At 75.1% G+C, this 19,789-nt stretch carries 12 protein-coding genes and 1 pseudogene; 1 reads left to right on the top strand and 12 read right to left on the bottom strand.

Annotation, left to right across the window (positions count from 1 at the left end; genetic code table 11):
* Window positions 1–78: 78 nt before the first annotated feature.
* The gene (locus OO52_RS38095; protein ID WP_030655644.1) at window positions 79–687 is read left to right on the top strand and encodes a hypothetical protein; all 609 of its coding nucleotides are present in this window, start codon (window positions 79–81) and stop codon (window positions 685–687) included.
* Between the two features lie 80 nt (window positions 688–767).
* Here OO52_RS38095 and OO52_RS38090 read toward each other — a convergent pair whose 3' ends face one another.
* The 12 genes and pseudogenes from OO52_RS38090 to OO52_RS38035 form a co-directional block, all read right to left on the bottom strand.
* Window positions 768–1,559 (bottom strand): response regulator transcription factor, encoded by a 792-nt coding sequence (locus OO52_RS38090; protein WP_063738841.1) that lies wholly within the window; start codon window positions 1,557–1,559, stop codon window positions 768–770.
* Window positions 1,560–1,573: 14 nt separating this feature from the next.
* The gene (locus tag OO52_RS38085) at window positions 1,574–2,164 is read right to left on the bottom strand and encodes an anthranilate synthase component II (RefSeq protein ID WP_030655641.1); all 591 of its coding nucleotides are present in this window, start codon (window positions 2,162–2,164) and stop codon (window positions 1,574–1,576) included.
* Complete coding sequence (locus tag OO52_RS38080; protein ID WP_106972134.1) at window positions 2,161–3,684, bottom strand: anthranilate synthase component I family protein; 1,524 nt, start codon at window positions 3,682–3,684, stop codon at window positions 2,161–2,163. Before OO52_RS38080 ends, OO52_RS38085 begins: the two co-directional genes overlap by 4 nt.
* Window positions 3,685–3,717: 33 nt before the next feature.
* Window positions 3,718–4,707: a TauD/TfdA family dioxygenase gene (locus OO52_RS38075; protein WP_030655634.1), complete on the bottom strand. Its 990-nt coding sequence runs from the start codon at window positions 4,705–4,707 to the stop codon at window positions 3,718–3,720.
* On the bottom strand, window positions 4,704–5,234 hold the full coding sequence (locus tag OO52_RS38070; protein WP_030986052.1) for a YbaK/EbsC family protein: 531 nt from the start codon (window positions 5,232–5,234) through the stop codon (window positions 4,704–4,706). Before OO52_RS38070 ends, OO52_RS38075 begins: the two co-directional genes overlap by 4 nt.
* Window positions 5,224–5,439: an MbtH family protein gene (locus OO52_RS38065; protein WP_030655631.1), complete on the bottom strand. Its 216-nt coding sequence runs from the start codon at window positions 5,437–5,439 to the stop codon at window positions 5,224–5,226. Before OO52_RS38065 ends, OO52_RS38070 begins: the two co-directional genes overlap by 11 nt.
* A 27-nt stretch (window positions 5,440–5,466) precedes the next feature.
* Window positions 5,467–6,450, bottom strand: a complete 984-nt coding sequence (sbnA, locus tag OO52_RS38060; protein WP_030655628.1) for a 2,3-diaminopropionate biosynthesis protein SbnA — start codon at window positions 6,448–6,450, stop codon at window positions 5,467–5,469.
* Window positions 6,451–6,490: 40 nt separating this feature from the next.
* The gene (sbnB, locus tag OO52_RS38055) at window positions 6,491–7,528 is read right to left on the bottom strand and encodes a 2,3-diaminopropionate biosynthesis protein SbnB (protein ID WP_030655625.1); all 1,038 of its coding nucleotides are present in this window, start codon (window positions 7,526–7,528) and stop codon (window positions 6,491–6,493) included.
* 16 nt (window positions 7,529–7,544) lie between these two features.
* The gene (locus tag OO52_RS38050; RefSeq protein WP_078629753.1) at window positions 7,545–8,549 is read right to left on the bottom strand and encodes a TauD/TfdA family dioxygenase; all 1,005 of its coding nucleotides are present in this window, start codon (window positions 8,547–8,549) and stop codon (window positions 7,545–7,547) included.
* 457 nt (window positions 8,550–9,006) lie between these two features.
* Window positions 9,007–11,460 carry a non-ribosomal peptide synthetase gene (locus OO52_RS38045; protein ID WP_234339913.1) on the bottom strand — a complete coding sequence of 818 codons (2,454 nt, stop codon included), beginning with the start codon at window positions 11,458–11,460 and terminating at the stop codon, window positions 9,007–9,009.
* 202 nt (window positions 11,461–11,662) lie between these two features.
* A complete protein-coding gene (locus OO52_RS38040) occupies window positions 11,663–17,242 on the bottom strand; it encodes a non-ribosomal peptide synthetase (protein WP_037630651.1) in 5,580 nt (1,859 codons plus the stop codon).
* Window positions 17,239–19,789 (bottom strand): annotated as a pseudogene (locus OO52_RS38035) (AMP-binding protein); the annotation flags it as partial. The gene OO52_RS38040 and the pseudogene OO52_RS38035, both read right to left, overlap by 4 nt.

Here is a 19,789-nt window from a genome sequence, read left to right as displayed (position 1 = left end):
GGGCCGGCCGTCGGGCCGGCCCCCATCGCGGCGTTCGTCCCAGGCTTCAGGACCGTCCCAGAGAGGAAAGAACCCATCGTGTCCAACGCCACCCGATCCGGTCCGCGCGACCGGCCGCCCCGCACCGCGCCCCGTCCCGCCCCGTGGGGCCTGCTCACCCTTCCGTTCCGCCGCGACACCTGGCGGCGCCTGCTGTACGCCCTGCTGGTGCCGCTCGTCGCCGGGCTCGTCCTCGTGCTCCAGTTCGTCATGAAGGCCGCCCATGACAGCGGACACCCGGGCGTGGGGCCGCTGGTGCTGTTCGCGGCCCTGCTGGGCGCGGCCGTGGTGGGCCCCGCCTTCGAGCGCATGCGCCTGCGGTTCTTCTTCGGCGAGCACCTCGGGCCGCGTGACGGCGGCCGCTTCGCGGGCGCCGTCGCGTTCTTCTTCGTCAACGCGCTGCTGACCACGGCGTCGTTCGCGGCCACCGTCGGCTGGGTCATCGTCTCCGCGCGGAACCTGACCTACCCGATCTGGGGCTGGGCGCCCTATCCCGACCCCGCGTGGGGCGGGCCGAGCCCGGTCGGTGCGGTCGCGCTGCACTTCGCGGCCGGCGTGGTGGCCTTCTTCGCGCTGCCGTGGGTGGTCGTCCGGGTCACCGAGTGGCAGCGCGCAGCCGTACGCCGGTTCGCGGCCGGGGAGCGCTGACCGCGGCCCTGTCCCGGGCGCTTGGGGTACGACGGTGCCCCCGACGGAGGAATTCCGTCGGGGGCACCGTCGTACCCGGGTCAGGCCACCCGGGTGCGCGGGGCGGGCGAGAGCCTCCTGCGCCCGGCGGACAGCGGTACCGGCTCGGCCGGGGCCCGGGTGGGCGGCGGCGGTGCCATGGTGGCCGGGTCCTCGGCGGACAGCAGCCGCAGGACGGCGAGGACCCGGCGGTTCTCGCCGTCCCCGCCGTTCAGGCCCAGCTTGGTGAAGACGGCGGCCACGCGCTTCTCCACCGTGCCCGGGGACACGCACAGGTCGGTGGCGATGGCGCTGTTGGTACGGCCCAGCGCCATCAGCCGTAGCACGTCCCGCTCGCGCGGGCTGAGCTCGGACAGCCCGGGGTCGTCCCAGACGGCCGGGCCTGCTCCGGCGCCCGCGTTCGGGGCCGCCGGGAACGCGGCGGCGAGCACGCCGGTCGCGCGCGGGTCGGCGACCGTGCCGCCCGCCGCGATCCGCTCCAGCGTGGGCAACAGCACCTCCGCCTCGACGACCTGGTCGTGCAGCAGCAGCGCCGTGCCCGAGCGCCGGGCGCCGAACAGACGGGCGGCCAGGGCCGGGGTGGGCGCGGCGCAGTGCAGCAGCGAGGCGAGGCCGGGCAGGGCGCGCCCGGCCTCCAGTACGGCGTCGACGACGGCGTCGGCGTCGGCGGGGCGCAGGCCCGCCAGTACGGCGTCCGGGCGGCACCGGACGGCGGCCGCGGGCAGCGCGGACGGGCCGGCCAGGACGGCGGCCACCTCGTGTCCGCCGTCCCGCAGCACCTGGGCGAGGCCCGCCCGCAGGACGGCCGAGCCGTCGGCGATGAGGATACGCATCGGGGTCTCCTGCCTCACACGCGGGCGGCGGCGTACCGGCGGGCGGCGGACAGGAAGTTGTCCAGCAGCCGCATCCCCCCGGTCGTCGCCACGCTCTCGGGATGGAACTGCACGCCGTACACCGGCAGTTGACGATGACGCAGGGACATCACACACCCGTCGTCCGCCGCGTACCCGGTCACCTCCAGCCGTTCGGGCAGCGGCTCGGCCACCACCAGCGAGTGGTAGCGGGCCACCGTCGTCTCGGTGCCGAGCCCCTCGTACAGACCGGTGCCGTCGTGCCGTACGACGCTGGTCTTGCCGTGCCGTATCCGGTCCGCGGTCACCACCCTGCCGCCGTAGGCGAGGCCCACGGCCTGGTGACCGAGGCAGATGCCGAGCAGCGGGGTGCGGCCGGCGAAGGCGTGCACGATGTCGACGTGCCCGCTGTCCGCCGGATGCCCGGGCCCCGGCCCCAGCACCACCGCGTCCGGGGCCGAGGCGAGCAGCTCGCCGGGGGTGCGGGTGCCGCTGCGCACCACCTCGGTGCCGACGCCGAGGCCGCGCAGGTACTGGTCGATGATGTAGGTGAAGCTGTCGTAGGCGTCGACGACCAGGATCCTCACGGCAGCAGCTCCTTCCCGGTCAGCGCCCAGTGGGCGGCGGCCATCTTGTGCAGGGTCTCGTGCCACTCCCGCTCGGGACGGGAGTCGGCGACGATGCCGGCGCAGGCCTGCGTGCGGTAGACGGCGCCGTCGTGCACCACGGTGCGGATGCACAGGGCGAGCAGGCTCCAGCCGCGGACGTCGACCAGGCCCACCGCCCCGGCGTACATGCCGCGCGGGCCGTCCTCCAGCTCCTGGATCAGCTCCATGGAGCGGATCTTCGGCGCCCCGGTCACGGTGCCCGCCGGGAAGGTGGCACGCAGCACGGACCAGGTGTCGTGCGCCGGGTCGAGTGTCCCGGAGACGGTCGAGACGAGGTGGAAGACGTGCGAGTACGTCTCCACGGTCATCAGCTGCTCGGTGCGCAGCGTCCGCGGCAGGCAGACGCGGCCGATGTCGTTGCGGCACAGGTCCACGAGCATGATGTGCTCGGCGCGTTCCTTCTCGTCGGCCGACAGAGCGGCCACCCGGCGCGCGTCGGTGTCCGCGTCCCCGCTGCGTGGGGCGGTGCCCGCGATGGGCCGCATCACCAGCCGGTCGCCCTGGGCGGCGACCAGCATCTCGGGGCTGGCCCCGATCAGGGTCGTACCGGCCCGGGGCACCAGGTACATGTACGGCGACGGGTTGCGCGAGCGCAGCCGCCGGTAGACCTGGAGCGGGGTGAGGCCGGTGTCGACCTCGATGCTGTGCCCGATCTGGATCTGGTAGACGTCACCGACCCCGATGTGCGCCAGGCACCGCTCGGCGCGGGCCAGGAAGGTCCCCCGCGCGGTGGAGTCGCGCACCGAGCGCGGCTCGGGCGCCTCCGGCACCCCCGCCACCTCGGGCAGGTCGGCGAGCGCCGCGGCGACCGGGTCCGGGCCGGGCGGCGGCCCGAACACCTCGGCGTGTGCGCGCAGACGGCGTACGGCGCCGGTGGCGAGGTCGTAGTGGACGGTGTCGCGGAACAGGGTCAGCACGCAGTCGGGGCCGGAGTCCGGGTGCGCGCGGGCGGGCAGGTCCTCCATGTGCCAGGCGGCCTCGTACCCGATCGTGGTCACGAAGCCGAACGCGAAGGCGTCGTCCGGGACGTGCGTGTGCAGCCGGAACAGCCGCTGGGCCGCACCGAGGAACTCCCACACCCGGCCGGCCCGGTCCAGGGCGCGGGTGTCCGGGCCGAGCACGGGCATGCCCAGGTGGTCGGCGGTGGCGAGCAGCGCGCGGGCCACCTCGGCGCGGCCGCTCACCCGGACGTGGCCGGCGTGGACCTCGATCTCCGCGAGCCGGCCCTGGCCGACCACGGCACGGCCGCGGTCCTGGAGCGGGCCCTCGGGGCTTTCCAGGAGGAACACGTCCTCCGTCCCGAGCCGCCCGGCCAGGGCCGAGTACAGGGCGAGCGGTTCGTGGGGCGGCAGCGGCGTCTCCTCCACGCGCACGTCGACGCGTACCGGAGCGGACTGGGCGCGTGGCACGGCCGGTTCGAGAAGTGTGGTCACGGGCATCTCAATTCCTACGTGCGGACTGTGCCGCGGTCGTCAGTCGAGTACGTAGCCGTCGCGCGCCCGCGAGCCGCGGGAGCGGCGCAGGTCGGTCAGGACGAAGCTGCGCTGAAGCCAGCGGTCCCGGCCGTCGTAGCGGGGGCGGAAGGCGGTACGGCCGTGCACGGTGACCCGGTTGTCGACGATCGCCAGATCGCCGGGTTCCAGCCGGACCGTCCGCGCGGTCAGGTCGAACAGCTCGGCCAGCTCGGCCAGGGCGGCGCGGCCCCGGTCCGTGGTCGCCCGGGTGGCCGCGAAGTCCACCCGGACGTCGGGGTCCTCGGCGGCACCGGTGAGCACCGCGTGCGGCGAGGCGGCGCCGGCCGCACCGAAGGAGGGCGGGGCGGCCGTCACGAACTCCTCGCCCCACAGGGCCGTCCGGCTCTCCTCGGACAGCAGCGGGAGCGTCTGGCGGACGCAGCCGGTGCGCAGGCCCGCCACCCGCTCGTGGTCGGCGCGCAGGCACAGCAGCATCACGAAGTCGGGGCGGTGCGGGTGGAAGGCGTTCTCGGTGTGGAAGGACAGCAGCGCCGAGCCGGCGTTGCCCTGGAAGTCCTCCTGGCCGGGAACCGGGACGACGTCCTGGACGAGGGCGCCGGTCTTCTCCGGCCGGAAGGCGGCCGGGTCGCCGAGCCCGGCCGCCACCATCAGCAGCACGGCGGCGGGCACGGACGCGGTGCGCTGCACCGAGCCGCCCACGGACGGGGTGTCGGGCAGCTCCGCCTCGTCGACGGGCAGTCCGCGCACCAGCAGCGTGCCGGCCGGCCCGGAGTCGCGGCGGAAGTCCCGGAGCCCGCGGCGCAGCGGGATCGGCAGCTCGCACCAGGCGTCACGGGCGGCGGCGACATACGCGTGGTCGTCCACCCGGCCGTCCCCGGCAGGGGCGACGCGCCGGGCGAGCGCGGTGATCCGTCCCGCGTCCCCGGCGCCGACGGTGAGGGTGCGGGGCGGGGCGGAGACGGCGGCGGTGTCGAGGAGCAGGGTCATGGAGTCATCGCTTTCCGGTCGGATCCACGGGTGCTGATCGGCGCCACGAGAGGGGCGGCGATGCGCCGGTAGGCGCGGGTGGTCAGGGCGACGGACCGGTCGAGGCGGGCGGCGTTGAAGTAGATCTCGTCCTCGGCGAGCAGATCGCGGTCCACCACGAGCGTGAGCCGCGCGTCGAAGGAGAACGGGATGACCGCACCGCTGGCGCAGCCGGTGAGGCGTTCGGCGGTGGCGCGGTCCGCGAAGGCCGCGCGGGCCCGTCCGGCCAGTGCGGCCACCGCGCCGGTGTCCACCCGGCGGTCGCCGGGCACCACCGCCAGGACGTGACCGCGGCCGGCCGGGCCGCCGGCCACCCGCAGCACCAGGCACTTGGCCGCCTGCCGCAGCGGATGGCCGCGCAGCGCGCTGGCCTCCACGGTGCGCCCCTCGGGCGGGTGGTCGATGACCCGGTACCCGGCGGCGTGCGCGTCGAGCAGGTCCATCAGCCGCCGGTGGGCACTCGCCTCGGTGAGGGTGTCAGCCGGCATGGGCCATCGCTTCGGCGACCGAGCGCGGACGCATGTCCGTCCAGTGCTCCTCGACGTAGGCCTGGCTCTCCTCCAGTCCGGCGTCCTCCAGCACGGCCTGCCAGCCGGCGGGGACATCGGCGAAGGACGGCCACAGCGAGTACTGGCCCTCGTCGTTGACGAGGACGTGGTAACGGCCCTCCGGGTCCTCGAACGGGTTGCTCATCGCTTGTCTCCCTTTTCAGACGGGGTGTCAGGTGTGGGGCACGGGCAGGCGCTCTCCGGCGAGCTCGTCGCCGTACAGGGCCTGCACCCAGTTGCTCTGGTACACGGTGTCGAGATAGCGCTCCCCGAGGTCCGGGGAGATGGCCACGGTGACGAGGTCGGCGCGGTCCTCCCCGGGGCGGCCGAGCCATTCGCCGGCGCCGGCGACGACGGTCCCGGTGGAGCCCCCGAACAGGAAGCCGCGGGCGGCGAGCCGGTGGCACATGCGCACCGTCTCCGGCTCGGGCACGATCACCACGTCGTCGACGAGGGACTCGTCGAGCAGCGCGGGCCGCACACCGGCGCCCAGGCCCGGGATCATCCGGGTGGCGGGCGGGCCGCCGAAGGTGACCGAGCCGGCGCTGTCCACGGCCACGATCCGCACCTTCGGCCGGTGTTCCCTGAACCAGCGGGCGCAGCCCATGAGGGTGCCGGTGGTGCCGGCGCCGACGAACAGCACGTCCAGGCCGGGGAACCGCTCCGCGATCGGTGGCGCCGTCCAGCGGTAGTGGGCCCGCCAGTTCTCCGGGTTGCGGTACTGGTTCAGCCAGACATAGCGGCTGTCGGACGCGCACAGGCTGCGGACCAGGTCGATCCGGGCGCCGAGGAAGCCGCCCTCCGGGTCCGGCTCGGTGACGATGCGGACCTCCGCGCCGAAGGCCTCCATCGCGCGCCGGGTGGCGAGGTTGCAGCGGGAGTCGGTGACGCACACGAAGCGGTAGCCCCGGCTCGCCGCGAGCACGCTGAGGGCCACGCCCAGGTTGCCGGAGGAGGACTCGACCAGCACCGAGCCCTCCCGCAGCACACCGCTGCGCTCGGCCGCCTCGATCATGGACAGGGCGGCCTTCTGTTTGATGGAGCCGCTGAAGTTGAACCCCTCGCACTTGAGATAGGCCGATGAGCCGAGGACCGGCCAGAGGTCGACGTACAGGTCGTCCTCGTTGAAGTCCTGCGGAGCCGAGATGATCGGCATGGAACCTCCGCTCTGGTGACGGGATGCGCTCGGCGGGCGGTCAGCCGTAGCGGCGCATCTCGTGGAAGAAGCCGTCCACGACGGCCAGTTCGCCGGCCTCGCGCACGGTGTCGTGGACGTGCCGGCCGAGCGCGAGGTCGAGGACCCCGAGGCCGAACGGGGAGAAGACCACCGTCCGGTCGGCGGGTGGCCGGAGGGCGCCGGTGAGCACGTCGTACAGCGTGCCGTGCACGAAGTCCCGGTTCCCGGTGCGCTGTTCGGCCAGATGGAGCGAGGTGTTCGCCTTCAGGCAGTGGTCGACGTCGTCGACGACGTTGAAGGCGTCCAGCACCACCTCGGGCGCCAGGTCGCGCAGTGAGACGTGCAGCACCAGCGGGTTGTGCGCGAACCAGCCGGGGTCGGTGACGTGCGGCTCGCCGGCGACGGTGGCGAAGACGACGAGGTCGCTGGAGCGGATCAGTTGCTCGGCGCTGTCGTGGACGGTGAGCGTGCCGGGCGTGCCGCCGCGCTCCAGGTAGCCGGTGAACCCCTCGGCGTGCGCGGGGTCCAGGTCGAACACGCCCGTCTCGGCGAACTCCCAGCCGGTGCCGGCCAGATAGGCGTGCACGAACCGGGCGATCAGGCCGGTGCCGACGAAGCCGATACGGCGTGGGCGCTCGCGGTGGGTGGACAGCTCCCGGGCGGCGAGCGCGGCCGACGCGGCGGTGCGGGCGGCGCTGATGATGGAACTCTCCAGGCAGGCCAGCGGATAGCCGGTGGCCGGGTCGTTGAGGATCAGCACGGCGGAGGCCCGGGGCAGCCCGGCGGCCACGTTCTGAGGGAAGCTGGAGATCCACTTCACCCCGTCGACGGGGGTGTCGCCGCCGAGGGAGGCGGGCAGCGCGATGATCCGCGAGCTGGGCCGGTCGGGGAAGCGCAGAAAGTACGAGGGCGGGTTGACGGTGTCTCCGCTGCCGTGCGCGCGGTAGGCCGCCTCCACGATCCGGACGACCTCCTCGTACCTGCCGCCGATGGCCCGGTCGACCTGGGCTCCGGAGATCACGGCGAACGCGGGTGCTGCCGTGGTGGGTGAGGACATGGGTGTTCTCCTGGGGTCAGAGCGCCCGGACGTGACCGGGCAGGCGGACCGGGTCGCCGAGGACCACGGCGATCCGCCGGTCGCCCTCGTAGGGCTCGCGGCTGTGGGCCATGCGCAGGTTGTCGACGACGAGGACGTCACCGGTGATCCAGGGCTCGCGGACGGTGGCGGCCCGGTAGGCCCGGTCGATGGTCTCGACGACCTCGTCCGGGATCGGCCGCCCGTCGCCGTAGGCGGTGGTGAACGGCAGGGCGCCGGGCCCGTACACGTCGGTGAGGTACTCGCGGACCATCGGGTCGAGGGTGCGCTCGTTGAGGAACGCGACCTGGTTGAACCAGACGGGCCGGCCGGTGCCGGGGTGAGTGAGGACGGCGGCCCGGCGCTGGCGGGTGCGCAGCGCGCCGTCCGGCAGCCAGCTGTGCTCCACGGCCTCGCGGGCGCAGTACGCGGCCACCTCGGCGGGGTCCTCCGTACCGAACGCCTCGGTCCAGGCGACGCCGACCTCGCGGTAGCTGCGGGTGAGCTGCCAGCCCTCGCGGGCGAACGGTTCGACCAGGTCCGCCGGCAGTGCCCGAAGCACAGCCTGCCCGTCGGCGAGGGCGGTGGCGCCGCCCTCGTCCGGGGCGCGCAGACAGGCGAACAGCAGCGTCGAGGGCACCTCGGCCGCATAGCTCACCTCGTGGTGCATGCACATCGGTTCGTCGGGCGGCCACTCCGAGGAGGACAGCACGCCCGGGGCGAGGGTGCGGCGCGGGGCGAACCCCTCGCGCTCGGGCATCGCCTCGATGCCGAGCGCGGCGGCCACCGCGCCCACCTCCTCGGGGGTGCGCGGGCCGAGCCCGCGCAGCAGGACCGCGCCGGCGTCGGCGAGGGCCGCGCGCACCTCGGCGCGGTGGGACGCCGCCCAGCCCGCGGGGTCGCCCCCGCCGTCGGCGGCGACGACGGGAACCCGGGTGGCGGCTGCCTGGGGGGCGGGGGCTGTCTCCGGCACGGGGGCCGTCAGATCAAGAACGGACGTCATGTGCGGTCTCTTCCTCCGGTGAAGGGCCGGGTCTCATGGGAAGGCGGGGCGGTGGAGCGACAGGCAGGCCTGCGGGGCGAGCGCGGGGCCGGGGCCGGGCGGGAACAGGGCGCCGGCCTCGATGCGCCGTGGCCGGCGCGGCGCCCCCGTCCCGGCCCGCAGCCCGCTCCGGCCCGCCCGCGACCACCTCGGCGCGCAGGGCGGCGAGCACCGGCGTTCGGGTGGGCGCGGCCCCCGGGACCGGGGGCGGGAGCCGAGGTCGTCCACGGGTCCTTCCTTCCGGGGCAGGGGCCGGCTGGCGGTGCGCAAGAGCACGGCCGCACGCTCGTCGAGCAGGGCGGCGAGCACCGGTGTTCGGGTGGGCGTGGCCCCCGGGACCGGGAAGGCCTAAGACGGAGGTCGTCCACGGTCCTCCCTTCCGGGGCAGGGGCCGGCTGGCGGTGTGCACGGCTTCGGGTCAGCTCGCCGCGAGCGCGACGGCACGCTCGTCGAGCAGGGCGGCGAGGTCCGACAGGACGGGGTGGGCGGCCAGTTCGCCGACGGTGACCCGCCGGTCGAGGCTGATGGCGAGGCGGACCGCGCTCAGCGAGGTGCCGCCGAGGACGAAGAAGTGGGCGTCGCGGCGGATGCGGTGCGTCGGCACCTTCAGGGCCGCGCTCCACAGCTCGGCCAGCCGCCGCTCGGTGGGCGTCCGCGGCTCGCCCGAGGAGACGTCGGCGGGCTCGGGAGCGGCGGACTGCGCCCGGCGGGTCAGCTCCTTCTTGTCGATCTTCCCGTTGGGGGTGAGGGGCATGGCGTCCAGCACGACGAGCCGGGCGGGCACCATGTAGGACGGCAGGGACGCGGCCAGCTTCTCGCGCAGCCCGGCCGGTTCGGCGGTGCCGGAGCGGGTGCAGTAGCCCACCAGGAAGCGGTCCTCGCCGGTGCCGGCGACGACCACGGCGGCGTCCCGGACCCCGGCGGCCCGCATCATGTGGTTCTCGATCTCGCCGATCTCGATGCGGAAGCCGCGGATCTTCAACTGGGCGTCCCGGCGCCCGTGGAACTCCAGCCGACCGTCCGCCGCCCACCGGCCGAAGTCACCGGAGCGGTACAGGCGCCCGCCCGGCTCGTCCGGGTCGGGCAGGAACGCGGCGGCGGTGCGCTCCTCGTCGTTGACGTAACCACGGCCCACGCACACGCCCTGGAAGACGATCTCGCCGGGCGCCCCGAGCGGCACCGGCATCATCCGCTCGTCGACGACCCGCACGCGCACGTTGCGCACCGGCCGGCCGAGCGGCACCGAAGCGCCCCGGGGAGCGGCCCGCATCACCTCGTGGTTGGTGTCGTCGCTGGTCTCGGTGAGGCCGTAGGCGTTGACGAGCGGCACCCCGGGGAAGGTCTGGAACCAGCGCTCCACCAGTTCCTTCTTCAGCGCCTCACCGGTCGCCGACACGATCCGCAGCTCGGGCAGCCGCCCGGGGCGGCCGTCCAGCCAGGTCAGCAGCACCTCCAGATAGGAGGGGACGAGCTGGGCCACCTGGACCCGGCCGGTCTCCAGGACGTCGACGAAACGGCCGATGTCGAGGATGGCGTCCTGCTCGACGATCCGGGTACGGCCGCCGGCGACCAGCGCCGCCACCAGTTGCCACAGGGAGATGTCGAAGCACTGCGGGGCGGTCTGGGCGACCGTGCTGTCCGCGGTGATGCCCAGGTCCTCGATCTTGGCGAGGAGGTGGTTGACGAGGCCGGCGTGTTCGCACATGGCGCCCTTGGGCTCGCCCGTGGAACCGGAGGTGAAGTAGATGTAGGCGAGCGCGTCGGCGGCCACCGGCAGCTCGGGGTCCGTGTCGGGCAGCGTGTCCGGCAGCCGGTCGACGGCCAGTACGGCGGGGGCCTCGTCGCCGAGGTCCGCGACGGCCTGCCGCAGGGAGGCGGAGCCCTCGCCGGTGGTGAGCAGCAGCCGGCAGCCGCTGCGGCGCAGCATGCCCGCGATCCGGGAGGCCGGGAAGTGCGGCTCCACGGGCAGATAGGCGCCGCCCGCCTTGAAGGTGCCGAGGAGCGCGGCCGCCCAGTCGAGGTCGCGCTCGGTGACGACGGCGACCACGTCCTCGTCCGCGAGTCCCTGCTCGCGCAGCCGCCAGGCGATCCGGTTGGCGTGGCGGTTGAGTTCGCCGTACGTCAGCGCCCGCTCGCCCAGTTCGACGGCGACCGCGTCCGGGTGGGCGTGCGCCCGCTCCTCGAAGAGCTGGTGGCAGCGCCGGTCCGGCAGCGGTCGTACCGGGCCGCTCAACTCCGCACTCTGGTAGCGCAGTTCCTCCTCACCGAGCAGGTGCCGGGCGTGGTGGTCCGCGCCGGGCTCGGCGAGGGCCCGGGTGAGGGCGGTGACGTGGTACCCGGCGATCCGGCGGGCCGCCGCCGCGTCCAGGACGTCGGTGCGGTGCCGCACCAGCAGGGTGTCGCCGTCGGCGGCGACACCCAGGACGACCCCGCGCGGCAGCTCGGTGGGCAGGTCCGCCGCACGGGGTGCGACGAGGGTGTCGTACATGGGGGGTTCCGTGGCCGGGGCGTCCGCGGTGAAGGCGAGCACCGTGCGCAGGGTGCCCGCGGCGGTGGCCGTCAGCTCCCGCCAGCTGCCGTCCTCGACGGTGATCCGCGCGGGCAGGGCCCGGCCGCGGGCCGGCTGGAACCCGGTGACCGTGTCCCGGTCCCCGGTCAGCGCCGCCACCACCTTGGCGTGCACGGCGAGCAGCAGGGCCGCGTCGAGGTGCGCGCGGGCGCTCTCCGGCAGCCGCGCGCGGGTCTCGGCCGTGCCGGGGACGCCGGGCTCGGCGGCCCAGCCCGGCAGCGGGGTGAAGCCCCCCGCGCACACGACAGCGTTCCAGTACTCCCGGCCGGCCGCGCCGCCGATCTCGTCCGCCCCGTCCACCACGAGTGTCGCCTCCATCGGAAAGTCAGCCGGAACATCGGCCGGAACATGAGCTCGATCGCGGGGGCCGGATCCGGCCTCTGCGTGCGGCTTAGACCGTATGAACCGGCCTTATCGGCGAGGTATCGGTCCAGTTCCGGCCACCGGGCGGACATGCGTGAGGGGCGGTACGCGAACCGCGTACCGCCCCTCGGATGCGGATGGGTCAGTCGCGGCAGCCGAGCAGCCGGCCTGTCTCCGCGGCCGGTCCGGGGGCCAGCAGACCCTCGTGGGTGGCGGCCACCTCCAGCCGGTCCACGACACCGGAGACATACGGCGTCCAGGCCTCCTGGTCGGCCCAGTCGCGGACGTCCTCGGTGGCGGCGACGAGCAGGATGTCGCCCTTGAACACCGGCGGTTCGGCGGGCGAGACGAGCCGTACGTTGTTCACCAGGGCGCCGAGCACCGCGTGCCGCTGCTCCGGATCGAGGCGGCTCAGCTCGGAGTCGCCGCGGCCCAGGTAGTCCACGATGCGCTCGCTCAGCGCGGCGGCCCCCTCGGGTACGGCGTCGGGGTCGTCGCCGTGCAGCCTGGCGTGGGCCCGGCACAGGTCGCCCAGCACCTGCTCGGCGCTCAGGTACGCGCGCCGGTGCTCCTCGACCGGGTAGGCGTCGAGCAGCACCAGCTGCTCGACCTGCTCGCCGCGCCGCTGGAGTTCGGCGGCGAGCAGATGGGCGAGCGTGCCGCCCAGGGACCAGCCGAGCAGCCGGTAGGGGCCGTGCGGCTGCACCGCGCGTAGCTGCTCGACATAGCCGTCGAGCATCCCGTCGAGGGTGGCGGCGAGTGGCGCGGTGCCGTCCAGGCCCGCCGACTGGAGCCCGTACACCGGCCGTTCGGGATCGAGGGTGCGCAGCAGTCCCGAGTAGCACCAGGCGAGCCCGCCCACCGGGTGGACGCAGAACAGCGGGGTCTTCGTCCCGGCGGTCCGCAGCGGCAGCAGGGGCGTGAAGCCGGCGCCGGGGGAGTCCCCGTCGCCGTCCCCGTCGACGAGGCGCAGCAGCAGCGCGGGGGTGGGCGCCGCGAAGATCTCGCGGACACCGGGCTCGGTGCCGAGCGCCTGCCCGACCAGACCGGCCAGGCGGGAGGCGAGCAGCGAGTGGCCGCCGCGGGCGAAGAAGCTGTCGTCCATGCCGACCTCGGCCACGCCGAGCACCTCCGCGAACAGCCGGCACATCAGCTCCTCGCGGGCGGTGCGCGGCGCCCGGCCGGGACCCGACGGCTCGGCCGGGGCGGGCAGCGCGCGCACGTCCAGCTTGCCGTTGGGGGTCAGCGGCAGCTCGTCCAGGGTGACCAGCACGCCCGGCACCATGTACTCGGGCAGCCGGCCGCGCAGCGCGGCCAGCGCCCCCGCGGTGTCCAGGTCCGGCGCGGCGGCCACCGCGTAGGCGACGAGCCGCGGGTCGCCGGGCCGGTCCTCGCGGACCACGACGGCCGCGTGCCGCACGCCGGGCACGTCCAGCAGGGCGGACTCGATCTCGCCGGTCTCGATGCGGAAGCCGCGCAGCTTGACCTGCCCGTCCGCCCGGCCGACGAAGTCCAGCCGGCCGTCGCGCATCCGGCGCACCAGGTCGCCGGTGCGGTACATGCGCGTCCCCGGGGACCCGTACGGGTCGGCGACGAACCGGCCCGCGGTCTGTGCCGGGCGGTCGAGGTAGCCGCGCGCCAGCCCGGGCCCGGCGATGTACAGCTCGCCCGGCGCGCCCGGCGGGGTGGGGCGCAGCGAGGCGTCGAGGACGTGGACGCGGACGCCGTCCATGGCCCGGCCGATGGACCGCGCGGAGCCGCCGGCGGTCGGGTCCTGCACGGCGTAGGTGACCTCGCAGGTGGCCTCGGTGGGCCCGTAGGCGTTCACCATGCGCCGGCCCGGCGCCCACCGGCCCACCAGTTGCGGGGTGCAGGCCTCGCCGCCGGTCATCAGCGTGGCGAGGTCGGGCAGGTCCGCCGGAGGCAGCCCGGCGAGCACCGCGGGCGGCAGATGGGCGTGGCTGATCCGCTGTTCGGCCAGGAACGCGGCCAGCCCGTCGCCGACCGGCCGCTGTTCGGGGATGACCAGGCAGGCGCCGGTGAGCAGCGCCATGCACAGTTCGGCCACCGACACATCGAAGCTCGGGGAGACGAACTGCAGCACCCGGCTGCCCGGCCCGGCCCCGTGGTCGCGCCGGCTGCTCTCGCCGAGCCCGGCAAGCCCGGCATGGGTGACGACGACACCCTTCGGTGTGCCGGTGGAGCCCGAGGTGTAGATGACGTAGGCCGGGTGACCGGGCCGCAGCACGGTGGGGGGCGCCTCGGCCGGCCTGCCGGGCGCGTCGGTGCCGATCAGCACGGGAGTGCTGGTGGCGGGCAGCCGGCGGGCCGACTCCTCGGTGGCCAGTACGGCGCAGGGCGCGGTCTCGGCGAGCATCAACTCCAAGCGCTGACGGGGGTATTCGGGGTCCAGCGGCACCCAGGCGGCGCCTGCCTTGGTGGCCGCGAGCACCGCCACCACCAGGTCCGCCGAGGCGGGCAGGGCCAGCGCGACGAACGTCTCGGGTGCGGCGCCCAGTTCGGCCAGCCGGTGCGCCAGCCGATTGGCCCTGGCGTCCAGTTCGGCATACGTCAGGGTCGTCGCACCGTGCTGTACGGCGGGCGCGTCGGGGGTGCGGGCGGCCTGCCGGGCGAACAGGGCGGGCAGGGTGTCCGGGGCGGCGGCGGGCGCGGCCCGCTCGGCCTCGGCGGCGAGCTGGGCCCGCTCCCCGGCGGAGAGCAGGTCGAGCGCGCTCAGCCGGCGCTCCGGGTCCTGGGCGGCGGCGTCCAGGAGCCGTACGAACCGGTCGGCGAGGTCCTGCGCGGTCTCCGGGTCGAACAGCGCGCGGGCGTACTCCAGGATGCCGCGCAGGCCCCCCGGGGCACCGTCCTCGCCCCTGGTCTCGGCGACGCTGAACGACAGGTCGCAGCGCGCGGCGTTGGTGGCCAGCCCCTCGAAGCCGACGGCCAGGCCGGGCATGCGCATGCTGGGCTCGGCGTTGTTCTGGAAGGCGAGCATCACCTGGAACAGCGGGTGCGCGGCGGCGGACCGCACCGGGTTGACCGCCTCCACCAGCCGCTCGAAGGGCAGGTCCTGGTGGTCGTAGGCGGCCAGGTCGGTCTTCCGCACCCGGGACACCAGCTCGCTGAAGGCGGGGTCGCCGGAGGTGTCCGTGCGCAGCACCAGCGTGTTGACGAAGAACCCGGTGAGACCCTCCAGCGCCGGCGCTCCGCGCCCCCCGACGGCGGTGCCGAGAGGGATGTCGTCCCCGGCGCCCATCCGGCTGAGCAGCGCGGCGAGCGCGGCCTGTACGACCATGAACACGGTGGAGCCGGTGGCGCGGGCCAGCTCGGTGAGCCGCCGGTGCGTCGCGGCGCCGGACCGGAACGTCACGGTGCCGCCCCGGTGGTCGGCGACGGCCGGGCGGGGCCGGTCGGCCGGCAGGTCCAGGGTGCCCGGTGCACCCGCGAGGGCGGAGCGCCAGAACGCCAGCTGGCGGGCGAGCGGGCTGTCCGGGTCGTCCTCGTCGCCCAGCACCTCACGCTGCCACAGCGCGTAGTCGGCGTACTGCAGCGGCAGCGGCAGCCAGCCGGGCGCGGTACCCCGGCCGCGCGCGGTGTAGGCCTCCGCGAGATCGGCGAGGAGCGGGGCGACGGAGCCGCCGTCGGCGGCGATGTGATGGACGAGCAGCAGCAACACGTGCTCGCGCGGGCCCAGGCGCAGCACGGTGGCCCGCAGCGGGATCTCGGCAGCCAGGTCGAACGGGTACCGGGCGGCCTTGGCCAGCAGCTCGGCGGCCCCCTCCGGGTCGGTGTCGACCACCTCGACGGGCGGCACCGCCTCCTGGAGCACCCGCTGGTACGGCACGCCCTGCTCGGCCGGGAACACCGTCCGCAGGCTCTCGTGGCGGCGGGTCAGATCGCCGAGCGCGGCGGTGAGCGCGGCCAGGTCGAGCTCGCCGGTCAGCCGCAGCGGAATCGGCACGTTGTAGGTGGGGCTCGGGCCCTCAGCCCGATACAGGAACCACAGCCGCTGCTGGGCGAACGACAGCGGGATCCGCGCGGGCCTCGGCCGGGCGGCCGGCTCGGGCCGGTCCGGTTCCCCGGCCGCCTGCCGGATCCGCTCGCCGAACAGCGCCGGGGTGGGGGCGGCGAACAGCTCGCGCACCGGCAGCGAGACACCGAAGACGGCCCGGACCCGGCCGAGCAGTTTCAGCGCCGACAGCGAATGCCCGCCCCGCCCGAAGAAGCTCTCCCCGGGACCGAAGGACGGGTGCCCGAGCACCTCGGCGAACAGCCCGCACAGGATCTCCTCCCGCGGGCCGCCGGAGCGCGTCACCGCCACGGGCGCGCTCTCCTCGCCGCCCTTCGGCGCCTCGGCGCGGCCGGGCAGCGGGGCACCCTCCTGCGGCAGCAGGTGGGGCAGCCCGCCGACCGTGGTGCCGGGCCGGTCGGCGGCGGTCCGCAGCAGCCGTACGACATGACCGAGGACCATCCGCGAGGTGTCCTCGTCGTACAGGTCGGGCCGGTACTCCAGGCGGACCACCAGCCGCCGGCCGGCGAGGCCGGCGATCAGCCGCATCGGGTAGTGCGCCGCGTCCTGCCCGGTGACCCGGGCGACCCGCACCCCGTCGTGGACCGGCTGCGGACCGCCGCCGCCGGGGTAGTTCTCGACGGTCAGCACGGTGTCGAACAGCTCCCCGTGACCGGCGATCCGCTGTACGTCGCCGAGCCGCAGCTGCTGGTGGTCCAGGAGCAGCGCCTGCTCCTCCTGGAGCCGCACCAGCGACCGGGCCAGCGGCAGCGCGGCGTCGAGCCGGACCCGGACCGGAACGGTGTTGATGAACAGGCCGACCATGGTCTCCACGCCGGGCAGCTGCGGCGGCCGCCCGGACACCACCGAGCCGAACACCACGTCGTCCTGCCCGGTCAGTTCCCGCAGGGTCAGCGCCCAGGCGCCCTGGAGGACGGTGTTGAGCGTCAGCCCGTCGGCCCGGGCCGCGCCCAGCAGCGCCGCCGTGCGCTCCTCGGTCAGCTCCACGGTGTGCCACCGTGGCCGCACCGATGCCCGACCGGTACCGGGCGCGACCAGCGTGGGCCTGTCCAGCCCGGCCAGCGCCTGTCGCCAGGCACGCTCGGAGGCGGCCCGGTCCTGCGCGGCCAGCCACGCCAGATAGGTGCGGTACGGGGTGACCGGCTCCAGCCCCGAGGGGTCGCCGTGGCCGGCGTACAGGGTCAGCAGCTCCCGCTGCAGGACCGGCGCCGACCAGCCGTCCCACAGGATGTGGTGGTTGGTCAGCACCAGGGCGTGCCGGTCCGCCGCGCGACGCACCAGCCGGAACCGCAGCGCGGGCGGCACGGCCAGGTCGAACGGCCGGGCACGCTCCTCGTCCAGGATCCGCCCGAGCGCGGCCTCCCGCTCCGCTTCCGGCAGACCGGTCAGGTCCGACTCCTGCCAGGGCAGCGGCACCTCGCGGTGCACGACCTGGATGGCCTGGCCGTTGGCGCGCTGCCGGAACCCGGCCCGCAGGTTGGCGTGCCGGCGCAGCAGCGCCCCGGCGGCGGTGCGCAGCCGGGCGGCGTCCAGCGGGCCGGTCAGGTCCAGCACCATCTGGGCGGTGTACACGTCGTTGTCGCCGGTGCCTGTCGCGTCGGTGTCCGCCGCGCCTTCCAGGGCGTGGAAGAGCAGGCCCTCCTGCAGCGGCGAGAGCGGCAGGACGTCCTCGAGCCCGGATGTCTTCATGCGAGGTCCCTCAATTCTGCTTCCAAGTCGTCGATTTCGTCCTGGCTCAGGGAGACCAGGTCCAGGTCGGACGGGGTGAAGCCACCGGTCTGCCGGGCGCGCACGCTCTCGGTGAGCGCCCGCAGCGCGTCGAACCAGCCGGCCGCGAGGGCGCGGACCGCCGTCTCGTCGAACAGCTCCTGCGGCCAGGTCCAGGTGGCCGTCAGCTCGGGCCCGCCGGGCCGGTCCAGCGTCACGGAGTTGACCTCCAGGGCGTGCGCCACCGGCATGTCCGGGTCGCGTGGTGCCGGGGCGGGGGCGCCGGACACGGCCGCCCAGTCGGCGGACGCCGCGAACTCGCCCTCGGCGGCCGGTGCGGCGCCCGCGGACATCCGGCCCAGGTAGTTGAACCCGATCTGCGGGGTGGGACAGCCGCCCAGCACGGCGGCCGACTCCGGGTCGAGGTGGCGCAGCAGGCCGTAGCCGATGCCGTGGTCGGGCAGGGCGCGCAACTGCTCCTTGACCCGCTTCAGCGCGTCCGGCAGCGGCCCGTCGCCCGGCTCGACCCGCACCGGACACAGCGAGGTGAACCAGCCCACGGTCCGCGACAGATCGACGCCCTCGCCGAGCTCCTCACGGCCGTGCCCCTCCAGGTCCACCAGCAGCGCCGGGGCGTGCTGCCCGCGCCCGCGCCGATGCTCGTGCACGGCGAGGGCGAGGGCCGTCAGCAGCACGTCGTTCACACCGCCGTGCACGGCGGCCGGAACGTCGGTCAGCAGCGGCTCGGTGTCCTCGGGCGCCAGGGTCAGGGTGAGCTGCCGGGTGGTGACGGCGGTGTCCCGCGCCGAATCCAGCGCCCGAGACCCGAGCAGCGGGTCGGGCGTGGCCACGATGTCCTGCCACAGCGGCAGTTCGGGGCGCCGGGCCGGGGCGGCCGAGGCGAGCGCGGCGGCCCAGCGGCGGAACGACGTCGGCACCGGCGCGAGCTCCTCACCGTGCCAGGCCGCCGCCAGATCGGCCAGCAGGATCCGCCAGGACACCCCGTCCACCACCAGGTGGTGGGCGAGCAGCAGGAGCAGCCCGGGCCGGTCGGTGCCGCGGTCGTACCAGACGAACCGCACCACGGACCCGTCCTCGGGCGCGAGCAGTTGTCGTGCCGCCTCGCCCTCCGCCGTCATCAGGGCGATCAGCTCCCGCCCGTCCAGCCCGCGCGCGTCGACGCGGTGCAGCAGCTCGGCGGCCCGGACCCGCGCGGCCTCCCGTACCTCGAGCCGCCGGCCCTCGGCCTGAGGGCATGCCCGCAGCCGCAGGACGTCGTGCCGGTCGAGCAGGGCCTGAAGGGCTTCGGCGATCCGCCCGGCCTCCGCCCCGGCGGGCACCCGCACGGTCATCGACTGGTTGAACCCGCTCCAGGCACCGCCGAGTCCGCGCAGCCAGTGCATGATCGGGGTGGCGACGACCTCGCCGGTGCCGTCGTCCGTCACGGCGGGCGCGTCCTGCTCCACCGCCCTCGCCACGACCGCCAGCCGGGCCGCCGACCGGTGCGCGAACACATCGCGGGCGGTGAACTCCAGCCCAGCCCGCCGGGCCCGGCCGACCAGCTGCGGGGCGGGGAGCGCTTTGTGGTCGAGTTTGCCGTTGGGGGTCAGGGGCAGTGCGTCGAGCGGCACGATCGCCGACGGGACCATGTACTCGGGCAGCCGCTCGGCGGCCAGCGCCCGTAGTTCCCCGGCGGGTGCGTCGGTGACGGCGTACGCGACGATCCGCCGGTCGCCGGGCCGCGGAAGCCGCGGATCTTGACCTGGTGGTCGGCGCGTCCGACGAACTCGAGCTGGCCGTCGTTCCGCCAGCGGACCAGGTCTCCGGTGCGGTACATGCGGTCACCCGGCGCACCGAACGGATCGGCGACGAACCGGCCCGCCGTCAGGCCCGGACGGTTCAGATAGCCCCGCGCCAGCCCGGCGCCGGACACGTACAGCTCGCCCGGGACGCCGGCCGGCACCGGACGCAGCCGGGCGTCGAGCACATAGACGCTCGCGCCCAGGATCGGGGTGCCGATGGGCGGGGTGACGGCGCCGGAGAGGGGACGGCTCATGGTGGCGCAGACGGTGGTCTCGGTGGGGCCGTAGGCGTTGATCATGCGGCGGCCGGCGGACCAGGTGTCCACCAGGGCGGGCGGGCAGGCCCGGCCGGGGCCATGACCAGCCGCGCCCCCGCCAGCAGCGCCATGCACACCTCGGAGACGGCGGCGTCGAAGCTCGGCGAGGCGAACTGAAGCACCCGGCTCCCGGAATCCACCCCGAACCGTTCGATCTGCCCGGCGGCCAGCGCCGGAAGCCCGGAGTGGGTGACGACGACTCCCTTGGGGCGGCCCGTGGAGCCGGAGGTGTAGATGACGTAGGCGGGGGAGTCGGTCAGCAGTGGTGCGGTGCGTTCGGTGTCGGTGATGTCGGTGGTGGCGAGAGTGTCCAGGGGCAGTTCGTCCAGCGGGGTCGCGAGGACGTGGACGGGGCGGGAGTCCTCCAGCATGTAGGTGATGCGGTCGGCGGGGTATTCGGGGTCGACGGG

The sequence above is a fragment of the Streptomyces flaveolus genome (assembly GCF_000716535.1).
Taxonomy (GTDB): domain Bacteria; phylum Actinomycetota; class Actinomycetes; order Streptomycetales; family Streptomycetaceae; genus Streptomyces; species Streptomyces flaveolus_A.
The sequence above is the reverse complement of the archived record's forward strand: the minus strand, read 5'-3'. Positions and strand labels throughout refer to the sequence as shown.

What these genes read in the sequence shown, in the direction of transcription:
- OO52_RS38090 (WP_063738841.1), bottom strand. Translation starts at nt 1,559, where the DNA reads ATGCGTATCCTCATCGCCGACGGCTCGGCCGTCCTGCGGGCGGGCCTC.
- OO52_RS38080 (WP_106972134.1), bottom strand. Translation starts at nt 3,684, where the DNA reads ATGCCCGTGACCACACTTCTCGAACCGGCCGTGCCACGCGCCCAGTCC.
- OO52_RS38075 (WP_030655634.1), bottom strand. Translation starts at nt 4,707, where the DNA reads ATGACCCTGCTCCTCGACACCGCCGCCGTCTCCGCCCCGCCCCGCACC.
- OO52_RS38070 (WP_030986052.1), bottom strand. Translation starts at nt 5,234, where the DNA reads ATGCCGGCTGACACCCTCACCGAGGCGAGTGCCCACCGGCGGCTGATG.
- OO52_RS38065 (WP_030655631.1), bottom strand. Translation starts at nt 5,439, where the DNA reads ATGAGCAACCCGTTCGAGGACCCGGAGGGCCGTTACCACGTCCTCGTC.
- sbnA (WP_030655628.1), bottom strand. Translation starts at nt 6,450, where the DNA reads ATGCCGATCATCTCGGCTCCGCAGGACTTCAACGAGGACGACCTGTAC.
- sbnB (WP_030655625.1), bottom strand. Translation starts at nt 7,528, where the DNA reads ATGTCCTCACCCACCACGGCAGCACCCGCGTTCGCCGTGATCTCCGGA.
- OO52_RS38050 (WP_078629753.1), bottom strand. Translation starts at nt 8,549, where the DNA reads ATGACGTCCGTTCTTGATCTGACGGCCCCCGTGCCGGAGACAGCCCCC.
- OO52_RS38040 (WP_037630651.1), bottom strand. Translation starts at nt 17,242, where the DNA reads ATGAAGACATCCGGGCTCGAGGACGTCCTGCCGCTCTCGCCGCTGCAG.